Source organism: Pseudomonas synxantha BG33R (genome assembly GCF_000263715.2).
GTDB lineage: Bacteria > Pseudomonadota > Gammaproteobacteria > Pseudomonadales > Pseudomonadaceae > Aquipseudomonas > Aquipseudomonas synxantha_A.
In genome coordinates, this window is sequence record NZ_CM001514.1 from 4743151 (window position 1) to 4760181 (window position 17031).

A 17031-nucleotide genomic window follows, 5' to 3' on the forward strand; every position below is an offset into this window, starting at 1 on the left:
TGCGCCCGTGACTCGTCCGTGGCGCAATGGGCGTTGGGCGTTCCAGCAGCAAGGCGAGATGAAACAGGCGGTAAACAAATAACACGCGCACAAAAAAAGCCCCTCCGATCGAGGGGCTTTTTTTGTGCGCGTGTTGAGCGACGGTATCAGGTCATCTGGATGATGGTCTGCATGATGGTACTTTGGGTGGAGATGGTCTTGGCGTTCGCCTGGTAGTTGCTCTGGGCCTTGATCAGGTCAACCAGCTCGTTGGTCAGGTTGACGTTGGAGGCTTCCAGAGAGGAGCCCTTGATAGAACCCAGCGTGCCAGCTTCCGGCGCGTCGTAACCCGGCTGGCCCGATGCGAAGGTCTCTTTCCAAGTAGTACCGCCAGCCGGCTGCAAGCCTTGCTCGTTGTTGAAGCTGGCCAGGGAAATCTGGCCGATGGCTTTGCTCTGCTGGTTGCTGAAGGTCGCGAACAATACACCGCTGCCGTCGACTTTCAGGCCAGTGATCTGGCCAGTGGCATAACCGTCAGTGACCGGCGGGTTGCGGTAGCTGGCCGAGTTGTACTGGGTGACATTGCCCATGTTGATAGCGATGCCATCCTTGTTCGCTGACGCATCGTTGGCCTTCCAGACACCGTCGGTCACTGTACCGGGTACCCAATCCTTAATGGTCAGGGTGTTGCCGGCAACACCACCGGTCACGATGCTCTTGAGATTACCGGCACCATCGAAAGCCAGGGTCGACGGCACTGGCGCTTTCACATCAGCCCCGGTACCGGTCGGAGGCGAACCGTCAGGGTTACGGCCATCGATCAAGGTGTAGGACTGCCACTCGTTGGCACCGGTTTTCACCACGTACTGAACCATCGGGTGCGCGTTGCCCTGGGAGTCATACAATGTAGTGCCGTATTGCGTGGTGAAGGTTTCTGACTTGGTTGGGTCAAAGGGGTTCTTGGTCTGGTCGATTACCGGCGACGAGGAGTTAAGGTTGCTGGCCGAATCCACCTTGGTGGACGCCTTCGGTGGCAGGTTCGCCAGGTTCAGTTGCAGGTCGACCAGACCACCCTTGTTGATCTTGCCATTCTCGTCCGCAGCGTAACCCTGCAGACGCGAAGTGCCAGTGTTGTTGGTGATGTAGCCGTCCTTGTCCGCACGGAAAGCACCGCTTCGGGTGTATTCCAGCGAGCCGTCGCCACCCTTCTGCACGAAGAAACCACCGCCCTGGATCGCCATGTCGAGGATGCCGCCACCGCCGTTGACGTCGCCCTGGGTGAACTGCTGCGACACCGCCGCCAGGTTCACACCGTTGCCGATGGTGTTCTGGCCAGTGCCAAGTTTGGAAGCCGCATAAATATCGGAAAATTCCGCACGAGATGACTTGAAGCCGGTGGTCGCAACGTTGGCGATGTTGTTGCCGGTCACGTCCAGTTGTTTGTTGGCCGCATAGAGGCCGCTAAGGCCGATATTAAAAGACATGTTTCTCTCCCTCTGCCGTATTTAGCCGGCTCTATGTACCGATAGTCTGAATTTGCGACAGCTTGACGCTGCCCATGCCGCCTGCAAGGTTGAGCAGCATTTCGCCGCCGGTCTTGCTCAAGGTCACGCTGGTTACGGTGGCTGGCAGCGAGGTGGCCAGGGAAACCGAGTCACCCTTGTCGTTCTTGGTGCTGGCATTGAAGGTGTAAGTGCCGGCGGGGGCGACCTCGCCCTTGTCGTTCTTGCCGTCCCAGATAAAGCTCTGGCTGCCGGCACTCTGCGCGCCCATATCCACGGTGCGCACGACGTTGCCGTCCTTGTCGGTGATTTTGACGGAAACGTTGCCCACCGCCGATGGCACCTCTACCGAACCGTTCATGCTCTTGCTGGTATCAACCATGGCTTTGTCGGTCTGGATAATGATCGACCGCCCCACCAGCGATGAAGCCTGCAGCGCTTGCGAAGAGCTGAAGTTGCTGGAGATGTTATTCACCGAGTCGTTCAGGGTGTTGATGCCTTCCAGGCTGCTGAACTGGGCAAGTTGGGCCACGAACGCGCCGTTGTCCTGGGGCGACAGCGGGTTCTGGTTTTTCAGCTGGGTTACCAGTAACTGCAGGAATGCGTCCTTGCCCAACGCCTGGTTGCCAGTGGCTGCTTTGGAAACATTCGAGACATTGTTCGAAGCGTCCTTGACCTTGGAATTGAACAGGTCCTGGACTGCCGTGTTGTTTGACGTATCAACGATGGCCATTATTTGGCGCCCCTTATTACTGACCCAGGGTCAGGACCTTCTGCATCATGGCTTTGGCGGTGTTCATCATTTCCGCATTGGTCTGGAACGAACGACTGGCGGAGATCATGTCAGCCATTTCCTCGACCACGTTGACGTTGGGGTAGTAGACGTAACCCTTTTCGTTCGCGGCCGGATGGTTGGGCTCGTAACGGGCCTCCAGGTTGCTCTGGTCTTCAACCACACCCAGCACCTGCACGCCGGAGCCGGCTGCGTCCTGGTTCTGGAACAACGAATCGCTGCCACCGGCCTGGCCACCCTGGAACATGGTGGCAAACACCGGGTGACGGGCACGGTAAGTCTGGTCAATGCTCGAAGAGACGGTCTCGGCGTTGGCGATGTTACTGGCGACGGTGTTCAAACGCGTGGTCTGCGCGCTCATGCCACTGCCGGCAATATTGAAAACACTGGACAGGGACATGGCTTATTCTCCACGCAGGGCTGACATCAGCCCTTTGAATTTGCTGTTGAGCAGGGTAAAGCTGGCCTGGAAGTTCACCGAGTTCTCGGCGTAGTTCGATTGCTCCAACTGTGCGTCGACGGTGTTCTGGTCGATCGACGGCTGCATCGGCGTGCGATACAGCAACGACTCGTCACCCTTGCTCAGGCCTTGCGCTTCGATATGACGGCTGTTGGTCATGTTCAAGGCGAAGGTGCCGTTCTTGGTCTTGTCTTGCTGTGCGGCGAGCACGGCAGAGAAGTCCAGGTCCCGAGCCTTGTAGTTCGGGGTATCGGCGTTGGCAATGTTATTGGCCAGGACTTCGGCACGCTGGGCGCGAAAGCCCAGGGCTTGTTCATGGATACCGAGCGCTTTATCGAAGCTGATGCTCATGGCGGAAACCTTTAGGCTGACCTGCTGTTCGTTAGCAGGGTTATAGCAAGGTGCGTGCCAGTCTTTCAGGAGCCCGTATATCAAGGGTTTCGAGGGTAGGTGCCGGCGACTATGCCAGAAAAGCGGCAACGGGTTTCCGCGTGGCGCCAGTAAAGCGGCAATGGGGAGTTGCCGCTTTCTTCAACGTTGCCGCAGAAACAAATGTGGGAGGGGGCTTGCTCCCGATAGCGGTGTATCAGTGATAAAGACATCAACTGAACCACCGCTATCGGGAGCAAGCCCCCTCCCACACTTTAACTGCGTGCGACTTACTTGGCCTGGTAGATGATCCCCGGGCTGCACTGCACCATCTGGTAATGGTCCGGCAGGCCATTCAAGGCTTCGGAAGCACCGAGGAACAGGTAACCGCCGCGCTTGAGCGTGCCGTGGATGCGCAACAGGATGTCTTTCTTCACTTCGGCCGAGAAATAGATCAGCACGTTGCGGCAGAACACCATGTCGAACTTGCCCAGGCTGGCGTAGCTGTCGAGCAGGTTGAACGAGCGAAACTCCACGCGGTTCTTGATCGGTGCCTTGATCGCCCAGCGCCCGGCGCCTTTGGGGTCGAAGTAACGCTGCAGGCGCTCCTGGGATAAACCGCGGCCCAGGGCCAGGCTGTCGTACTCACCGGTCTTGCAGTTGGTGAGCATGGTGCCGGACAAGTCGGTAGCGACAATTTGCGCGCCGGCTTTCAACTGGCCCATGTTGGTTCGCTCGAACTCGTCGATGGACATCGAGATCGAGTAGGGTTCCTGCCCCGACGAACAGGCCGCCGACCAGATGCGCAGGCGCTGGCCCGGGCTGGCCTTGATGGCTTCCGGCAACACTTTGTTCTTGAGCACTTCAAAGGGGTAGGTATCGCGAAACCACAAGGTTTCGTTAGTGGTCATTGCATCGACCACCATTTCCTTGAGCCCGCTGCGCGGCTGCCCCTGGATCCGCTGGACCAACTCACCCAGGGACTTGATGCCCTGCTGTTCCATCAGTTTGTTGAGACGGCTGGATACCAGGTACTGCTTGTTTTCACCGAGCAATATGCCACAGGCTTTTTCCAGGAAGACCCGGAACTGTTCGAAATCCAAATTACCCGTAGACAATGATACCGCCTCTTAAATCGTGTGATCGCCGGGGGAAATCCCCTAGCCGTGATCTGCTGCCTTGATCCGGTCGACTACCCGGGATGCGAGGTCATCAGGACGGAACTTGGCCAGAAAGTCATCAGCACCAACCTTCTTGACCATTGCCTGATTGAATACCCCCGACAACGAAGTATGCAGGATGATATGCAGTTTTTGCATGCGTGGATCGTTGCGTATCTCGGCCGTGAGCGTGTAGCCGTCCATTTCCGGCATCTCGATGTCGGAGATCATCATCAGGAATTCTTCTTCGGGCTTCTTGCCTTCGTCCACCAGTTTGCGCAGGTAATCCAGGGCCTGACGACCATCATTGAGGGCCACCACGTCTACACCAACGGTCTGCAGGCAGCGTGTGACCTGCTTGCGCGCCACTGAGGAGTCGTCCACAGTCAATACGCGCAGGGACACCGCCTTGTGTGCAGTCTCGGCATCCACCACACCCACAGAGATGGTTTCCGAGGTGGGTGCCACTTCGGCGAGGATTTTTTCCACGTCGATGATTTCGACCAACTGGTTATCGACCCGTGTCACCGCCGTCAGGTAGTGATCGCGCCCGGTGCCCTTGGGCGGCGGATGGATCTCTTCCCAGTTCATATTGACGATACGCTCCACCGAGCGCACCAGGAAACCCTGGGTCTTGGTGTTGTACTCGGTGATGATCACAAAGGGGTTCTGGCGGTCTTGCAAACCCGCCGAGCCCGTGGCCATCGCCAGGTCAAGAATGGGAATAGTTGCGCCACGGATGTTGGCTACACCACACACCACTGGGCTGGACTTGGGCATGATCGTCAGCTTTGGGCATTGCAGCACTTCCCGCACTTTGAATACGTTGATGCCATACAACTGTTTGCCATCCAGGCGAAAAAGCAACAACTCCAGGCGATTCTGCCCTACCAGCTGTGTGCGCTGGTTTACTGAATCCATTACACCTGCCATGCCCTGACTCCTAAATCCTGGGGGTACGACGCGCACCCAACACTAAACGGCACGAGCTTTGCTATTTATTAAATATGGATATTAAAACGACAGTTTCCCGACGCCCTAGCCACCGCAGGCTGTTCTGCGCCGTGATGGCGCTGCTTGCCTTGAGCATTGGCGCTACCGCACGCGCCGACAATGTCACCCTGCCTGATCTCCTTATCGGCGTCACCCAAGGTTTTCTTGAATTCACTGTAGAAGATTATCTGGCGACCACGCAGACGCCGGGACGTTATGAAATTCAGGTCAGCCAGTTGGACCCGCGCTTGCGCATGCCGATGTGCGACAAGGAATTGACAGCCACGCTGGAAAGCCCTGCCCAGCCCATCGGACGCGTAACGGTAAAAGTTCGCTGTGAAGGCGCCTCGCCCTGGACGGTATTCGTGCCGGCTCAGGTCAAGCTGTTCCGCGATGTGGTAGTGGTCGCGCGGCCGTTGAAACGCACCGGCATCATCGGCTACGAGGATGTGGCCCTGCGCGAGCGCGATATCAGCCTGATCAACCAGGGCTACCTGACCTCAGTGGATCAGGCTATCGGGCAGAGACTCACCCGACCAATGGTCACCGATCAGGTCATCACACTGGTTCACCTGGAACAGGCTGAAGTGATTCGCAAGGGTGACCAGGTGGTGATTTCGGCCAGCAGTGGCGGGCTGAACGTAAGGATGCCAGGGGAGGCACTGTCCAATGGCGGCATGAGCGAGCAGATTCGCGTCAAGAATCTCAACTCCAATCGCGTGATCAAGGCGCGGGTCACGGCGCCTGGTCAGGTCGAGGTCGCTTTATAGATCACTGGAATCACAGGCCGGCTTTTCCTACACTGTGTGTTGGATGTCGAGCGGTACAGGTTTATTGTCAATCGAGCCTAAAGTTTGCCCGGGTATGGCCGAAAACATGGCAAGCGTCCAAATACCCAGAGGTTTTTTCACCATGGTCATTGATTTCAGTCGTTTGAATAACACCCAGGCTTTGCCGGGCAATACGCGCACCAACGGTGTCAAGGACAGCGTAGAAGCCAAGTCCCAGCCCTTGCCCGCCAAGGCAGAGCAGGCCAGCGCCAGCCAGAGCGGGGAATCGGTACACCTGAGCAATGAGGCTCAACAGTTGCAGAAGGTCACTGACTCGCTGCGTGATCAGCCGGTTGTCAATAAAGCTCGCGTGGCTGAGTTGAAACAGGCCATCGCCGACGGCAGCTATAAAGTCGACAGCAGCCGTGTAGCCAATAAGCTGCTTAACTTCGAAGCCGAGCGCTAGGCAAAAGCCTGCGCAGGGCTTTTGGACGCTTAAAACCCAAGGCCAGCCATGCACCACGACGAACATCTGCTTCAACTGATCATTGATGATCTGGCGCCAACGCACCAGTTGCTTGAGCTGCTCAAGGAAGAATCCCTGGCCCTGTACGGCCGGGACATGCCCTTGCTCGAAGAAATCCTGGCGCGCAAGCAGTCGCTGATTGTGTTGCTCGAACAACACGGCAAGAAGCGCAGCCAGATACTCATCAGCCTGGGCCTGCCTGCCGATCACGAAGGCCTGGCACAACTGGCTAGCCACTCCTCGGTCGGTGATCAATTACTGGCGCAAAGCAAAGAACTCAATCAATTGCTTGCCCAGTGCCAGGAAGCCAACCTGCTCAACGGCCAATCAATCCAGCTTCAGCAAGCCACGACCGCCAATCAGTTGCGCATACTGCACGGTGGTGAGCCTCCGGCCCTGTACAACGCCCAAGGCTCCACCTCTCGCCTGGTCAAGCCAAGTACCCGCAGCCAAGCCTGACACCGGTTTACAGCGCGACCTATCCAAGGAGCGCTACATACTGGCAAAATGCCGGTTCTTGCGTGTAGTCGTACTTTGTCTGGAGATGGAAGAACCGTGTTCAACGCCCCTAATGCGGAAGATGCACCGCAGCCACCGAAGGTGCTCACTACGCCTCTGGAAGTCGCCAGCACATTACGGATGCTGCAAGAAAGCCATGATCCGCTGATCATCACTTTCCACGAACGCAGCCAGCGCTTTCAGAGCTATTTGGTGGATATTGATCGGGACAGCAAAACGCTGGCCCTGGATGAAATGATCCCCCGAGACGGTGAGCGCTACCTCGAGAACGGCGAACCCTTTCGTATCGAAGGCTTCCATGAAGGTGTACGGGTTGCCTGGGAAAGCAATGGCACGCTGAACATCAGCGAAAAAGACGGCCACCGTATCTATAGCGGCAGCATGCCTGACGAGGTGGTTTATCATCAGCGGCGCAATGCATTTCGCGCCGCACTGAAACTTGCGCAATTGGTGAATATCGAACTGGGCGGCGAGAAGCTCAAGGCACCGATCAGCGGCAAACTTCTGGACATTTCCGCCACTGGCTGCAAATTGCGCTTTGAGGGCGATATCTCCGAGCGCCTTCAGTTGGGCCAGGTCTATGACCGCTTTATCGCCGCCCTGCCCTTTGGCAGCATGACCACCTCCGTCGAACTGCGCTACCTGCACTTCGAAGACAAGATCAACACGACCTTTGCTGGCGTGCGTTTTCACAACATGAGTGGTTTGGTGCAGCGCCAGGTGGAGCGTTTTGTCTACCAGCTGCAGCGCGAGGCTCGGCGCTTCGACAAGGACGATGATCTTTAAGGTTTAGACGCTGAAATAAAAAACGGGCAGTTCCTGATAGGAACTGCCCGTTTTCATTCAGGGGCGTGCCCTGCTCAAGTCATGGGGATGTTCATCCGGGTCTACCGGCTCCTGCGGCTCTTCATTGGCTGGCTCATCAGTTACCGGGTCTGGCTCGGGTTCCGGGTCAGGGACAGTGACCTGCATCTGCTCCTGCACCACTTGCTCATCCACCCGTGGGTCGAGCGCTGCTACCAGCGGTGAACTGGACATGCTGTCAGGCATCGCCACGTGATGCAGCGGGGCGTCGTCGACCTGGTGCAGGTTGGTCACTGCTTTGGGACGGATGCGCCATACCAGGATCAACGCACACAAACTGAAAAACGCGTAGAGCATCTGGCTGCCGAACAACTTCATCACGACACCCGCCAACAGTGGGCCGATACTGGCGCCTATGCCGTAGGTCACCAACAACATGGCCGTCAGCGAAACCCGACGATCACCTTCTACATGATCGTTGGAAAAAGCCACTGCCAATGGGTAAAGGCAGAACTGCACCAGCGAACAGAAGAAGCCTGCCACAAACAGCACTTCCAGCGGTACTTGAGTCATGATCGCCAGCGGCAACGCTGTTACGGCCAGGCACAACGCAAAGCAGCGAATCAACAGCGCGCGGTCATAGCGGTCCGATAGCCATCCCAGCGGCCACTGAACGACCAAGCCGGCAAAAATGCAGCTACCCATGAACAAGCCGACTTGCTCAGTCGTCAGCCCCTGCTGAGACGCGTAGAGCGGCGCCAAACCGTAGAACGACCCAACGATCAAGCCCGCGCCCAGCACCGTACTGAGAGACTGTGGCACACGCTTTATAAAAAAACGGGGCTCCATCGGGGCCGGGTGCAGGGGCGCGGGGTGAATGCGTCGGGTCATGGCCACAGGCACCAGGCACAACGCAAAACACAACGCGACCAACATCAGCAGTTCAAGCCCAAGGTGAGGATGCATGACCAGGATCAACTGCCCCAGTACCAACCCGAGGTAGGACGCGATCATGTAGCCGCTGAACACTACGCCACGCTGCTTGGCATCCGCCTGTTCATTGAGCCAGCTTTCGATAACCATGTACTGGCACATCATCCCCAGGCCGACGATTATCCGCAGCACGATCCAGGCAGGTAGCCAATCAATCAAGCCATGACCCAGCACTGCCGCGCCGACGATTCCGGCGCAAGTCGCGTAGGCACGAATATGTCCAACGCGGGCTATCAGGCGATGCCCGATCTTGCCGCCCAGTACCAAGCCAAAATAGTTGGCGGCCATCAGCGCACCGACCCACAAACTGTCGACATTGTCTGCCGCCAGGCGCAAGGCCAGGTAAGTACTGAGCAGGCCGGAGCCAATCAGCATCATCAAAGAGGCGAAATAAAGGGCTCGAAAAGATTTCCAGATCTGGCGCATCGGCGTTCCGAGCGGCTCCTTGCGGTAAGGGATTGGGCTATCGGCATGATAGTCCGGGTGGTCGGGTCCGGACAGGCGGTGCGGCCTGTTTCCGGGGATTATTTTGCATAAGAGCTCAGACGTTGCACCTGTGTCTGTAGGTACACAACGGTAGAGATAAATACATGACGCCCCTGCTGTGAACCCTGAAGCGCTGCAAGGTTCGACTGATCTTTGAGGCTTTGCAAAAAGCTGTGGGTATTGAATAGCTCGGTACTTTTCGACCGCCCAAAACAAAACCCCTGTTTGCGTTAGCAAACAGGGGTTTCGGAATTTAATCTTGACGATGACCTACTCTCACATGGGGAAACCCCACACTACCATCGGCGATGCATCGTTTCACTGCTGAGTTCGGGATGGGATCAGGTGGTTCCAATGCTCTATGGTCGTCAAGAAATTCGGGTACTGAGTCGCGACCAGTTGGTCTCGCTTCAGCAAATTGGGTATGTGACAGCTTTCGGTGTTTTGTGAGCGTCGAACTTTCGGTTCATCTTCGTCTTCACACACCGCAATCTGATGCTCTTTCGAGAAACAAATTGCTTGGGTGTTATATGGTCAAGCCTCACGGGCAATTAGTATTGGTTAGCTCAACGCCTCACAGCGCTTACACACCCAACCTATCAACGTCGTAGTCTTCGACGGCCCTTCAGGGAACTCAAGGTTCCAGTGAGATCTCATCTTGAGGCTAGTTTCCCGCTTAGATGCTTTCAGCGGTTATCTATTCCGAACATAGCTACCCGGCAATGCCACTGGCGTGACAACCGGAACACCAGAGGTTCGTCCACTCCGGTCCTCTCGTACTAGGAGCAGCCCCTCTCAAATCTCAAACGTCCACGGCAGATAGGGACCGAACTGTCTCACGACGTTCTAAACCCAGCTCGCGTACCACTTTAAATGGCGAACAGCCATACCCTTGGGACCGGCTTCAGCCCCAGGATGTGATGAGCCGACATCGAGGTGCCAAACACCGCCGTCGATATGAACTCTTGGGCGGTATCAGCCTGTTATCCCCGGAGTACCTTTTATCCGTTGAGCGATGGCCCTTCCATACAGAACCACCGGATCACTAAGACCTACTTTCGTACCTGCTCGACGTGTCTGTCTCGCAGTCAAGCGCGCTTTTGCCTTTATACTCTACGACCGATTTCCGACCGGTCTGAGCGCACCTTCGTACTCCTCCGTTACTCTTTAGGAGGAGACCGCCCCAGTCAAACTACCCACCATACACTGTCCTCGATCCGGATAACGGACCTGAGTTAGAACCTCAAAGTTGCCAGGGTGGTATTTCAAGGTTGGCTCCACGCAGACTGGCGTCCACGCTTCAAAGCCTCCCACCTATCCTACACAAGCAAATTCAAAGTCCAGTGCAAAGCTATAGTAAAGGTTCACGGGGTCTTTCCGTCTAGCCGCGGATACACTGCATCTTCACAGCGATTTCAATTTCACTGAGTCTCGGGTGGAGACAGCGCCGCCATCGTTACGCCATTCGTGCAGGTCGGAACTTACCCGACAAGGAATTTCGCTACCTTAGGACCGTTATAGTTACGGCCGCCGTTTACCGGGGCTTCGATCAAGAGCTTCGCGTTAGCTAACCCCATCAATTAACCTTCCGGCACCGGGCAGGCGTCACACCCTATACGTCCACTTTCGTGTTTGCAGAGTGCTGTGTTTTTAATAAACAGTCGCAGCGGCCTGGTATCTTCGACCGGCATGAGCTTACGGAGCAAGTCCTTCACCCTCACCGGCGCACCTTCTCCCGAAGTTACGGTGCCATTTTGCCTAGTTCCTTCACCCGAGTTCTCTCAAGCGCCTTGGTATTCTCTACCCAACCACCTGTGTCGGTTTGGGGTACGGTTCCTGGTTACCTGAAGCTTAGAAGCTTTTCTTGGAAGCATGGCATCAACCACTTCGTTAACTAAAAGTTAACTCGTCATCAGCTCTCGGCCTTAGAATCCCGGATTTACCTAAGATTCCAGCCTACCACCTTAAACTTGGACAACCAACGCCAAGCTGGCCTAGCCTTCTCCGTCCCTCCATCGCAATAACCAGAAGTACAGGAATATTAACCTGTTTTCCATCGACTACGCTTTTCAGCCTCGCCTTAGGGACCGACTAACCCTGCGTCGATTAACGTTGCGCAGGAAACCTTGGTCTTTCGGCGTGGGTGTTTTTCACACCCATTGTCGTTACTCATGTCAGCATTCGCACTTCTGATACCTCCAGCAAGCTTCTCAACTCACCTTCACAGGCTTACAGAACGCTCCTCTACCGCATCACTTACGTGCTACCCGTAGCTTCGGTGTATGGTTTGAGCCCCGTTACATCTTCCGCGCAGGCCGACTCGACTAGTGAGCTATTACGCCTTCTTTAAAGGGTGGCTGCTTCTAAGCCAACCTCCTAGCTGTCTAAGCCTTCCCACATCGTTTCCCACTTAACCATAACTTTGGGACCTTAGCTGACGGTCTGGGTTGTTTCCCTTTTCACGACGGACGTTAGCACCCGCCGTGTGTCTCCCATGCTCGGCACTTGTAGGTATTCGGAGTTTGCATCGGTTTGGTAAGTCGGGATGACCCCCTAGCCGAAACAGTGCTCTACCCCCTACAGTGATACATGAGGCGCTACCTAAATAGCTTTCGAGGAGAACCAGCTATCTCCGAGCTTGATTAGCCTTTCACTCCGATCCACAGGTCATCCGCTAACTTTTCAACGGCAGTCGGTTCGGTCCTCCAGTTAGTGTTACCCAACCTTCAACCTGCCCATGGATAGATCGCCCGGTTTCGGGTCTATTCCCAGCGACTAGACGCCCTATTAAGACTCGCTTTCGCTACGCCTCCCCTATTCGGTTAAGCTCGCCACTGAAAATAAGTCGCTGACCCATTATACAAAAGGTACGCAGTCACCCAACAAAGTGGGCTCCCACTGCTTGCACGCATACGGTCTCAGGATCTATTTCACTCCCCTCTCCGGGGTTCTTTTCGCCTTTCCCTCACGGTACTAGTTCACTATCGGTCAGTCAGTAGTATTTAGCCTTGGAGGATGGTCCCCCATATTCAGACAAAGTTTCTCGTGCTCCGTCCTACTCGATTTCATGACTAAGAGATTTTCGCGTACAGGGCTATCACCCACTATGGCCGCACTTTCCAGAGCGTTCCGCTAATCTCAAAGCCACTTAAGGGCTAGTCCCCGTTCGCTCGCCACTACTAAGGGAATCTCGGTTGATTTCTTTTCCTCAGGGTACTTAGATGTTTCAGTTCCCCTGGTTCGCTTCTTGCACCTATGTATTCAGTACAAGATAACCATCTTATGATGGCTGGGTTCCCCCATTCAGACATCTCCGGATCAAAGTCTGTTTGCCGACTCCCCGAAGCTTTTCGCAGGCTACCACGTCTTTCATCGCCTCTGACTGCCAAGGCATCCACCGTATGCGCTTCTTCACTTGACCATATAACCCCAAGCAATCTGGTTATACTGTGAAGACAACATTCGCCGAAAATTCGAATTTCTCAATTAAGAGAACTCACAAATTTTACCTTAGCCTGATCCGTTACCAGTGAAAGTAACGTTCAGTCTATCTTTCTATCACATACCCAAATTTTTAAAGAACGATCTAATCAAAGACTAGAAATCAATATTCACTTCAGAATATTCATTTCTAAACTCTAACAGCAGAAGCAGTTAATGGTGGAGCCAAACGGGATCGAACCGTTGACCTCCTGCGTGCAAGGCAGGCGCTCTCCCAGCTGAGCTATGGCCCCATAACAAAATTGGTGGGTCTGGGCAGATTCGAACTGCCGACCTCACCCTTATCAGGGGTGCGCTCTAACCAACTGAGCTACAGACCCAATTTCGAGCGCGTAACTGATTAGCTAAGAGCTATCAGCTTGGAGCTTAAAGCTGCTTCTATCGTCTTCTTCAATGAATCAAGCAATTCGTGTGGGAACTTATGGAGCAGCTGATGTCGTCGATTAAGGAGGTGATCCAGCCGCAGGTTCCCCTACGGCTACCTTGTTACGACTTCACCCCAGTCATGAATCACACCGTGGTAACCGTCCTCCCGAAGGTTAGACTAGCTACTTCTGGTGCAACCCACTCCCATGGTGTGACGGGCGGTGTGTACAAGGCCCGGGAACGTATTCACCGCGACATTCTGATTCGCGATTACTAGCGATTCCGACTTCACGCAGTCGAGTTGCAGACTGCGATCCGGACTACGATCGGTTTTATGGGATTAGCTCCACCTCGCGGCTTGGCAACCCTCTGTACCGACCATTGTAGCACGTGTGTAGCCCAGGCCGTAAGGGCCATGGTGACTTGACGTCATCCCCACCTTCCTCCGGTTTGTCACCGGCAGTCTCCTTAGAGTGCCCACCATGACGTGCTGGTACTAAGGACAAGGGTTGCGCTCGTTACGGGACTTAACCCAACATCTCACGACACGAGCTGACGACAGCCATGCAGCACCTGTCTCAATGTTCCCGAAGGCACCAATCCATCTCTGGAAAGTTCATTGGATGTCAAGGCCTGGTAAGGTTCTTCGCGTTGCTTCGAATTAAACCACATGCTCCACCGCTTGTGCGGGCCCCCGTCAATTCATTTGAGTTTTAACCTTGCGGCCGTACTCCCCAGGCGGTCAACTTAATGCGTTAGCTGCGCCACTAAAAGCTCAAGGCTTCCAACGGCTAGTTGACATCGTTTACGGCGTGGACTACCAGGGTATCTAATCCTGTTTGCTCCCCACGCTTTCGCACCTCAGTGTCAGTATTAGTCCAGGTGGTCGCCTTCGCCACTGGTGTTCCTTCCTATATCTACGCATTTCACCGCTACACAGGAAATTCCACCACCCTCTACCATACTCTAGTCAGTCAGTTTTGAATGCAGTTCCCAGGTTGAGCCCGGGGATTTCACATCCAACTTAACAAACCACCTACGCGCGCTTTACGCCCAGTAATTCCGATTAACGCTTGCACCCTCGGTATTACCGCGGCTGCTGGCACAGAGTTAGCCGGTGCTTATTCTGTCGGTAACGTCAAAATTGCAGAGTATTAATCTACAACCCTTCCTCCCAACTTAAAGTGCTTTACAATCCGAAGACCTTCTTCACACACGCGGCATGGCTGGATCAGGCTTTCGCCCATTGTCCAATATTCCCCACTGCTGCCTCCCGTAGGAGTCTGGACCGTGTCTCAGTTCCAGTGTGACTGATCATCCTCTCAGACCAGTTACGGATCGTCGCCTTGGTGAGCCATTACCCCACCAACTAGCTAATCCGACCTAGGCTCATCTGATAGCGCAAGGCCCGAAGGTCCCCTGCTTTCTCCCGTAGGACGTATGCGGTATTAGCGTCCGTTTCCGAACGTTATCCCCCACTACCAGGCAGATTCCTAGGCATTACTCACCCGTCCGCCGCTCTCAAGAGAAGCAAGCTTCTCTCTACCGCTCGACTTGCATGTGTTAGGCCTGCCGCCAGCGTTCAATCTGAGCCATGATCAAACTCTTCAGTTCAAACATCTTTGGGTTTTTAAGAAACCCTAAACTTGGCTCAGCAATCGTTGGTTACATCTTTGATTTCTCGCGGAGTAACTTGTGATGCTGATAATCTTGTTGACTATCAGTCTGACTCCACAAGCACCCACACGAATTGCTTGATTCAGTTGTTAAAGAGCGGTTGGTTAAGATCTTTCGTCTCAACCGAGGCGCGCATTCTACAGCAGCCTCATTTGCTGTCAAGTGATTATTTTCAGAAGCTTTCGAAGATTTCTTCAACAACTTCAACCACTTGCGCTTAAGATCTCTCCGAAGCGGGAGGCGAATTCTACAGGGATTTGCATGTGCGTCAACCCCTTAAATCAAAAAACTCAAAACGCCCATTTGGCCTGCCGTGCACCAGGCCTGGAGCCCTCTGTGAATCTCTGCATATAAAGAAGGGAGCCAGCGCATTGCCCGCACTGGATCCTCCTGACGCAAAAAACAACCTGCAACAAATGCCAGGCTATCAACAGATAGCTGGATTCAGATCGAAGGAAATGCAGCAGAGAGAAAGGCGGATGGCTTGTAGATAGCAGTAAACGCCATGGCAGGCGTTCAGCCTATAAAGATGGTGTCCCAGGGCCGGTTCGAACGGCCAACCTTCCCCTTAGGAGGGGGATGCTCTATCCAATTGAGCTACTGGGACAAATGACAAGCGCGTCACGGATAAGACCAGCGACAGACGGCGTGCATCTTAACGGCCGAGGTAGGTTTTGTCATGTCGTCCTTAGGCATTTTGCTTGTAGGGCGATCCCTGCACATACCTTTATAGCTTCACCCAGCAAACACGGGCACTTGCAGGGATCGTGCAAATTGCACTACCTCAAAATGCCATCATTGCAAACTGCAACCCAAAGCCCCCTCGCAGGCAAATCAACTAATTGATTTTAAAGGTAAAATAGTTTGGCACGGCATCTGCAATGCTCTTTGCATAAACCAAGCGAACCAAGCACCACGGAGAACATGACCATGAATAGCGTACTACTATTAGCTCTCAATGCCGTGGCCCTGGCCGTACTGGTGATATTTCATTTCCAGCCAGTAAATACTCAAGATGCCGCACTGATCAGCCAAGCAGTTCCCCATCATCTGCAACAACGGCCCCAACTGGCGGTAGTCACTGCTACTCAGCAGTCGCCCGTGCTCCTGACCCAAGAAATACAAGCTGCACCTACATCCGAGCACTGGGTTTTCTGAGATAACTATCAATGTCCAAACCTGCCTGGCTTTTTCTATGCTTGACCCTCATGGCAGGCTTTCTGGGCCTCGCTACTGACTGCCCTAGAGCTCAAGCCACCGCCTTCATCGTCAGCGCCGTGTTTGGTAGCCTATTGATGTTGGCACTCATCGCCGGTCGCCGAATCAAGTTCGATCCATTGCTTCGCTGACCCCCTCCCCTACCTTATGTCGAATCACCCTAGCAAATCGGCAAACTGCCACTAGGCTTAAGACTGAGGGCAAAAGGCCATATTGCACTGCGCCCTTCAACCCAGATGCGCCGCAGCCCTGCGCGTTGATGGACTAGCACTGCATCAGCGCCAAAGTTTTCAAACCAGTCCGCAAAAATGCAAATCAGTACTGGCACAAAGCCTTTAGGCGGTTCAATATTTGTCACAGAATTGACGCCAATGAAATGGCAAATCTGAGGCATGATGCGGCCTCTTTGCAATTCGGGTTGAACTTTGGTCGTGAGCCTTGTCTTAACACTCATCTTGCGGCCAATTCCAGAAACCGCTCCCCTGAACTAACCGGTTAAATATATGCGCCCATTGAAACAGGCAATTTATTCCAGCCGTACGGCTGACAAATTCGTCGTACGTCTGCCAGACGGAATGCGGGAACGCATTGCCGAGGTGGCTCGCAATCATCACCGCAGCATGAACTCTGAAATCATCGCACGCCTGGAACAGAGCCTTATTCAGGAAGGTGCCTTGGGTGAAGAGTTGAGCATGCGCCTGGATAGCCCGGAGCTGTCACTGCACGAACGCGAACTGCTGCAGCGTTTTCGTCAGCTCTCCCACCGCCAGCAAAACGCCCTCGTCTCGCTTATCGCTCACGATGTTGAGGCGGCCGCAGAAGCCAATTGATTGACACTGAAAGCCGAAGCCAGCCATGTGCTGGCTTTTTTTTGCCTGAATTTTGGAGATGGGGCGCAAAGCGGGGGCAGACATG

General features: G+C 54.5%; 14 protein-coding genes, 3 tRNA genes and 3 rRNA genes. 7 read left to right on the forward strand and 13 right to left on the reverse strand.

Annotation, left to right across the window (positions count from 1 at the left end; genetic code table 11):
- Window positions 1-146: 146 nt before the first annotated feature.
- The 6 genes from flgE to PSEBG33_RS06795 form a co-directional block, all read right to left on the reverse strand.
- Window positions 147-1463 carry a flagellar hook protein FlgE gene (gene flgE / locus PSEBG33_RS06820; protein ID WP_005790582.1) on the reverse strand — a complete coding sequence of 439 codons (1317 nt, stop codon included), beginning with the start codon at window positions 1461-1463 and terminating at the stop codon, window positions 147-149.
- Window positions 1464-1494: 31 nt separating this feature from the next.
- Window positions 1495-2214: a flagellar hook assembly protein FlgD gene (flgD, locus tag PSEBG33_RS06815; RefSeq protein WP_005790585.1), complete on the reverse strand. Its 720-nt coding sequence runs from the start codon at window positions 2212-2214 to the stop codon at window positions 1495-1497.
- 16 nt (window positions 2215-2230) lie between these two features.
- The gene (flgC, locus tag PSEBG33_RS06810; protein WP_005790586.1) at window positions 2231-2674 is read right to left on the reverse strand and encodes a flagellar basal body rod protein FlgC; all 444 of its coding nucleotides are present in this window, start codon (window positions 2672-2674) and stop codon (window positions 2231-2233) included.
- A gap of 3 nt (window positions 2675-2677) precedes the next feature.
- Window positions 2678-3085: a flagellar basal body rod protein FlgB gene (gene flgB / locus PSEBG33_RS06805; RefSeq protein ID WP_003193573.1), complete on the reverse strand. Its 408-nt coding sequence runs from the start codon at window positions 3083-3085 to the stop codon at window positions 2678-2680.
- A 308-nt stretch (window positions 3086-3393) separates the two neighbouring features.
- Window positions 3394-4221, reverse strand: a complete 828-nt coding sequence (cheR, locus tag PSEBG33_RS06800) for a protein-glutamate O-methyltransferase CheR (RefSeq protein ID WP_005790588.1) — start codon at window positions 4219-4221, stop codon at window positions 3394-3396.
- Window positions 4222-4263: 42 nt separating this feature from the next.
- Window positions 4264-5196 carry a chemotaxis protein CheV gene (locus tag PSEBG33_RS06795; RefSeq protein ID WP_005790590.1) on the reverse strand — a complete coding sequence of 311 codons (933 nt, stop codon included), beginning with the start codon at window positions 5194-5196 and terminating at the stop codon, window positions 4264-4266.
- A 74-nt stretch (window positions 5197-5270) separates the two neighbouring features.
- On the opposite strand from PSEBG33_RS06795, the gene flgA reads away from it, so the two are divergent.
- The 4 genes from flgA to PSEBG33_RS06775 all read left to right on the forward strand — a co-directional run bounded on the left by flgA (window position 5271) and on the right by PSEBG33_RS06775 (window position 7857).
- Window positions 5271-6026, forward strand: a complete 756-nt coding sequence (gene flgA, locus PSEBG33_RS06790) for a flagellar basal body P-ring formation chaperone FlgA (RefSeq protein ID WP_005790591.1) — start codon at window positions 5271-5273, stop codon at window positions 6024-6026.
- 142 nt (window positions 6027-6168) lie between these two features.
- Window positions 6169-6492: a flagellar biosynthesis anti-sigma factor FlgM gene (flgM, locus tag PSEBG33_RS06785; RefSeq protein WP_005790593.1), complete on the forward strand. Its 324-nt coding sequence runs from the start codon at window positions 6169-6171 to the stop codon at window positions 6490-6492.
- A gap of 48 nt (window positions 6493-6540) precedes the next feature.
- Window positions 6541-7011 (forward strand): flagella synthesis protein FlgN, encoded by a 471-nt coding sequence (locus tag PSEBG33_RS06780; protein ID WP_005790595.1) that lies wholly within the window; start codon window positions 6541-6543, stop codon window positions 7009-7011.
- 96 nt (window positions 7012-7107) lie between these two features.
- Entirely contained in the window at window positions 7108-7857 is a 750-nt protein-coding gene (locus PSEBG33_RS06775; protein ID WP_005790597.1) for a flagellar brake protein, read from the forward strand.
- Between the two features lie 57 nt (window positions 7858-7914).
- Here the strand turns inward: PSEBG33_RS06775 and PSEBG33_RS06770 are convergent, their stop codons facing one another.
- From PSEBG33_RS06770 to PSEBG33_RS06740, 7 genes are all read right to left on the reverse strand, one after another.
- Window positions 7915-9294, reverse strand: coding sequence for an MFS transporter (locus PSEBG33_RS06770; protein WP_005790600.1), 1380 nt, complete (start codon window positions 9292-9294; stop codon window positions 7915-7917).
- A 317-nt stretch (window positions 9295-9611) separates the two neighbouring features.
- Window positions 9612-9727 (reverse strand): 5S ribosomal RNA (gene rrf, locus PSEBG33_RS06765).
- A 157-nt stretch (window positions 9728-9884) separates the two neighbouring features.
- Window positions 9885-12775 (reverse strand): 23S ribosomal RNA (locus tag PSEBG33_RS06760).
- A 237-nt stretch (window positions 12776-13012) separates the two neighbouring features.
- Window positions 13013-13088, reverse strand: a tRNA-Ala gene (locus PSEBG33_RS06755).
- A 10-nt stretch (window positions 13089-13098) separates the two neighbouring features.
- Window positions 13099-13175, reverse strand: a tRNA-Ile gene (locus PSEBG33_RS06750).
- A 124-nt stretch (window positions 13176-13299) separates the two neighbouring features.
- Window positions 13300-14835, reverse strand: a 16S ribosomal RNA gene (locus PSEBG33_RS06745).
- The 16S, 23S and 5S rRNA genes sit together here with 2 tRNA genes alongside, the layout of an rRNA operon.
- 593 nt (window positions 14836-15428) lie before the next feature.
- Window positions 15429-15505: transfer RNA gene (locus tag PSEBG33_RS06740), tRNA-Arg, on the reverse strand.
- A 323-nt stretch (window positions 15506-15828) separates the two neighbouring features.
- Here PSEBG33_RS06740 and PSEBG33_RS28980 point away from each other — a divergent pair.
- The 3 genes from PSEBG33_RS28980 to PSEBG33_RS06735 all read left to right on the forward strand — a co-directional run bounded on the left by PSEBG33_RS28980 (window position 15829) and on the right by PSEBG33_RS06735 (window position 16946).
- Window positions 15829-16056: a hypothetical protein gene (locus tag PSEBG33_RS28980; protein ID WP_087945260.1), complete on the forward strand. Its 228-nt coding sequence runs from the start codon at window positions 15829-15831 to the stop codon at window positions 16054-16056.
- Between the two features lie 11 nt (window positions 16057-16067).
- Window positions 16068-16247: a PA3371 family protein gene (locus tag PSEBG33_RS29800; protein WP_032803676.1), complete on the forward strand. Its 180-nt coding sequence runs from the start codon at window positions 16068-16070 to the stop codon at window positions 16245-16247.
- Window positions 16248-16619: 372 nt separating this feature from the next.
- Window positions 16620-16946 carry an Arc family DNA-binding protein gene (locus PSEBG33_RS06735; RefSeq protein ID WP_003193592.1) on the forward strand — a complete coding sequence of 109 codons (327 nt, stop codon included), beginning with the start codon at window positions 16620-16622 and terminating at the stop codon, window positions 16944-16946.
- The last annotated feature ends 85 nt before the right edge of the window (window positions 16947-17031 follow it).

What these genes read in the sequence shown, in the direction of transcription:
- PSEBG33_RS06770 (WP_005790600.1), bottom strand. Translation starts at nt 9,294, where the DNA reads ATGCGCCAGATCTGGAAATCTTTTCGAGCCCTTTATTTCGCCTCTTTG.
- PSEBG33_RS06795 (WP_005790590.1), bottom strand. Translation starts at nt 5,196, where the DNA reads ATGGCAGGTGTAATGGATTCAGTAAACCAGCGCACACAGCTGGTAGGG.
- PSEBG33_RS06735 (WP_003193592.1), top strand. Translation starts at nt 16,620, where the DNA reads ATGCGCCCATTGAAACAGGCAATTTATTCCAGCCGTACGGCTGACAAA.
- PSEBG33_RS28980 (WP_087945260.1), top strand. Translation starts at nt 15,829, where the DNA reads ATGAATAGCGTACTACTATTAGCTCTCAATGCCGTGGCCCTGGCCGTA.
- PSEBG33_RS06780 (WP_005790595.1), top strand. Translation starts at nt 6,541, where the DNA reads ATGCACCACGACGAACATCTGCTTCAACTGATCATTGATGATCTGGCG.
- flgB (WP_003193573.1), bottom strand. Translation starts at nt 3,085, where the DNA reads ATGAGCATCAGCTTCGATAAAGCGCTCGGTATCCATGAACAAGCCCTG.
- flgA (WP_005790591.1), top strand. Translation starts at nt 5,271, where the DNA reads ATGGATATTAAAACGACAGTTTCCCGACGCCCTAGCCACCGCAGGCTG.
- flgC (WP_005790586.1), bottom strand. Translation starts at nt 2,674, where the DNA reads ATGTCCCTGTCCAGTGTTTTCAATATTGCCGGCAGTGGCATGAGCGCG.
- flgE (WP_005790582.1), bottom strand. Translation starts at nt 1,463, where the DNA reads ATGTCTTTTAATATCGGCCTTAGCGGCCTCTATGCGGCCAACAAACAA.
- flgD (WP_005790585.1), bottom strand. Translation starts at nt 2,214, where the DNA reads ATGGCCATCGTTGATACGTCAAACAACACGGCAGTCCAGGACCTGTTC.
- flgM (WP_005790593.1), top strand. Translation starts at nt 6,169, where the DNA reads ATGGTCATTGATTTCAGTCGTTTGAATAACACCCAGGCTTTGCCGGGC.
- PSEBG33_RS29800 (WP_032803676.1), top strand. Translation starts at nt 16,068, where the DNA reads ATGTCCAAACCTGCCTGGCTTTTTCTATGCTTGACCCTCATGGCAGGC.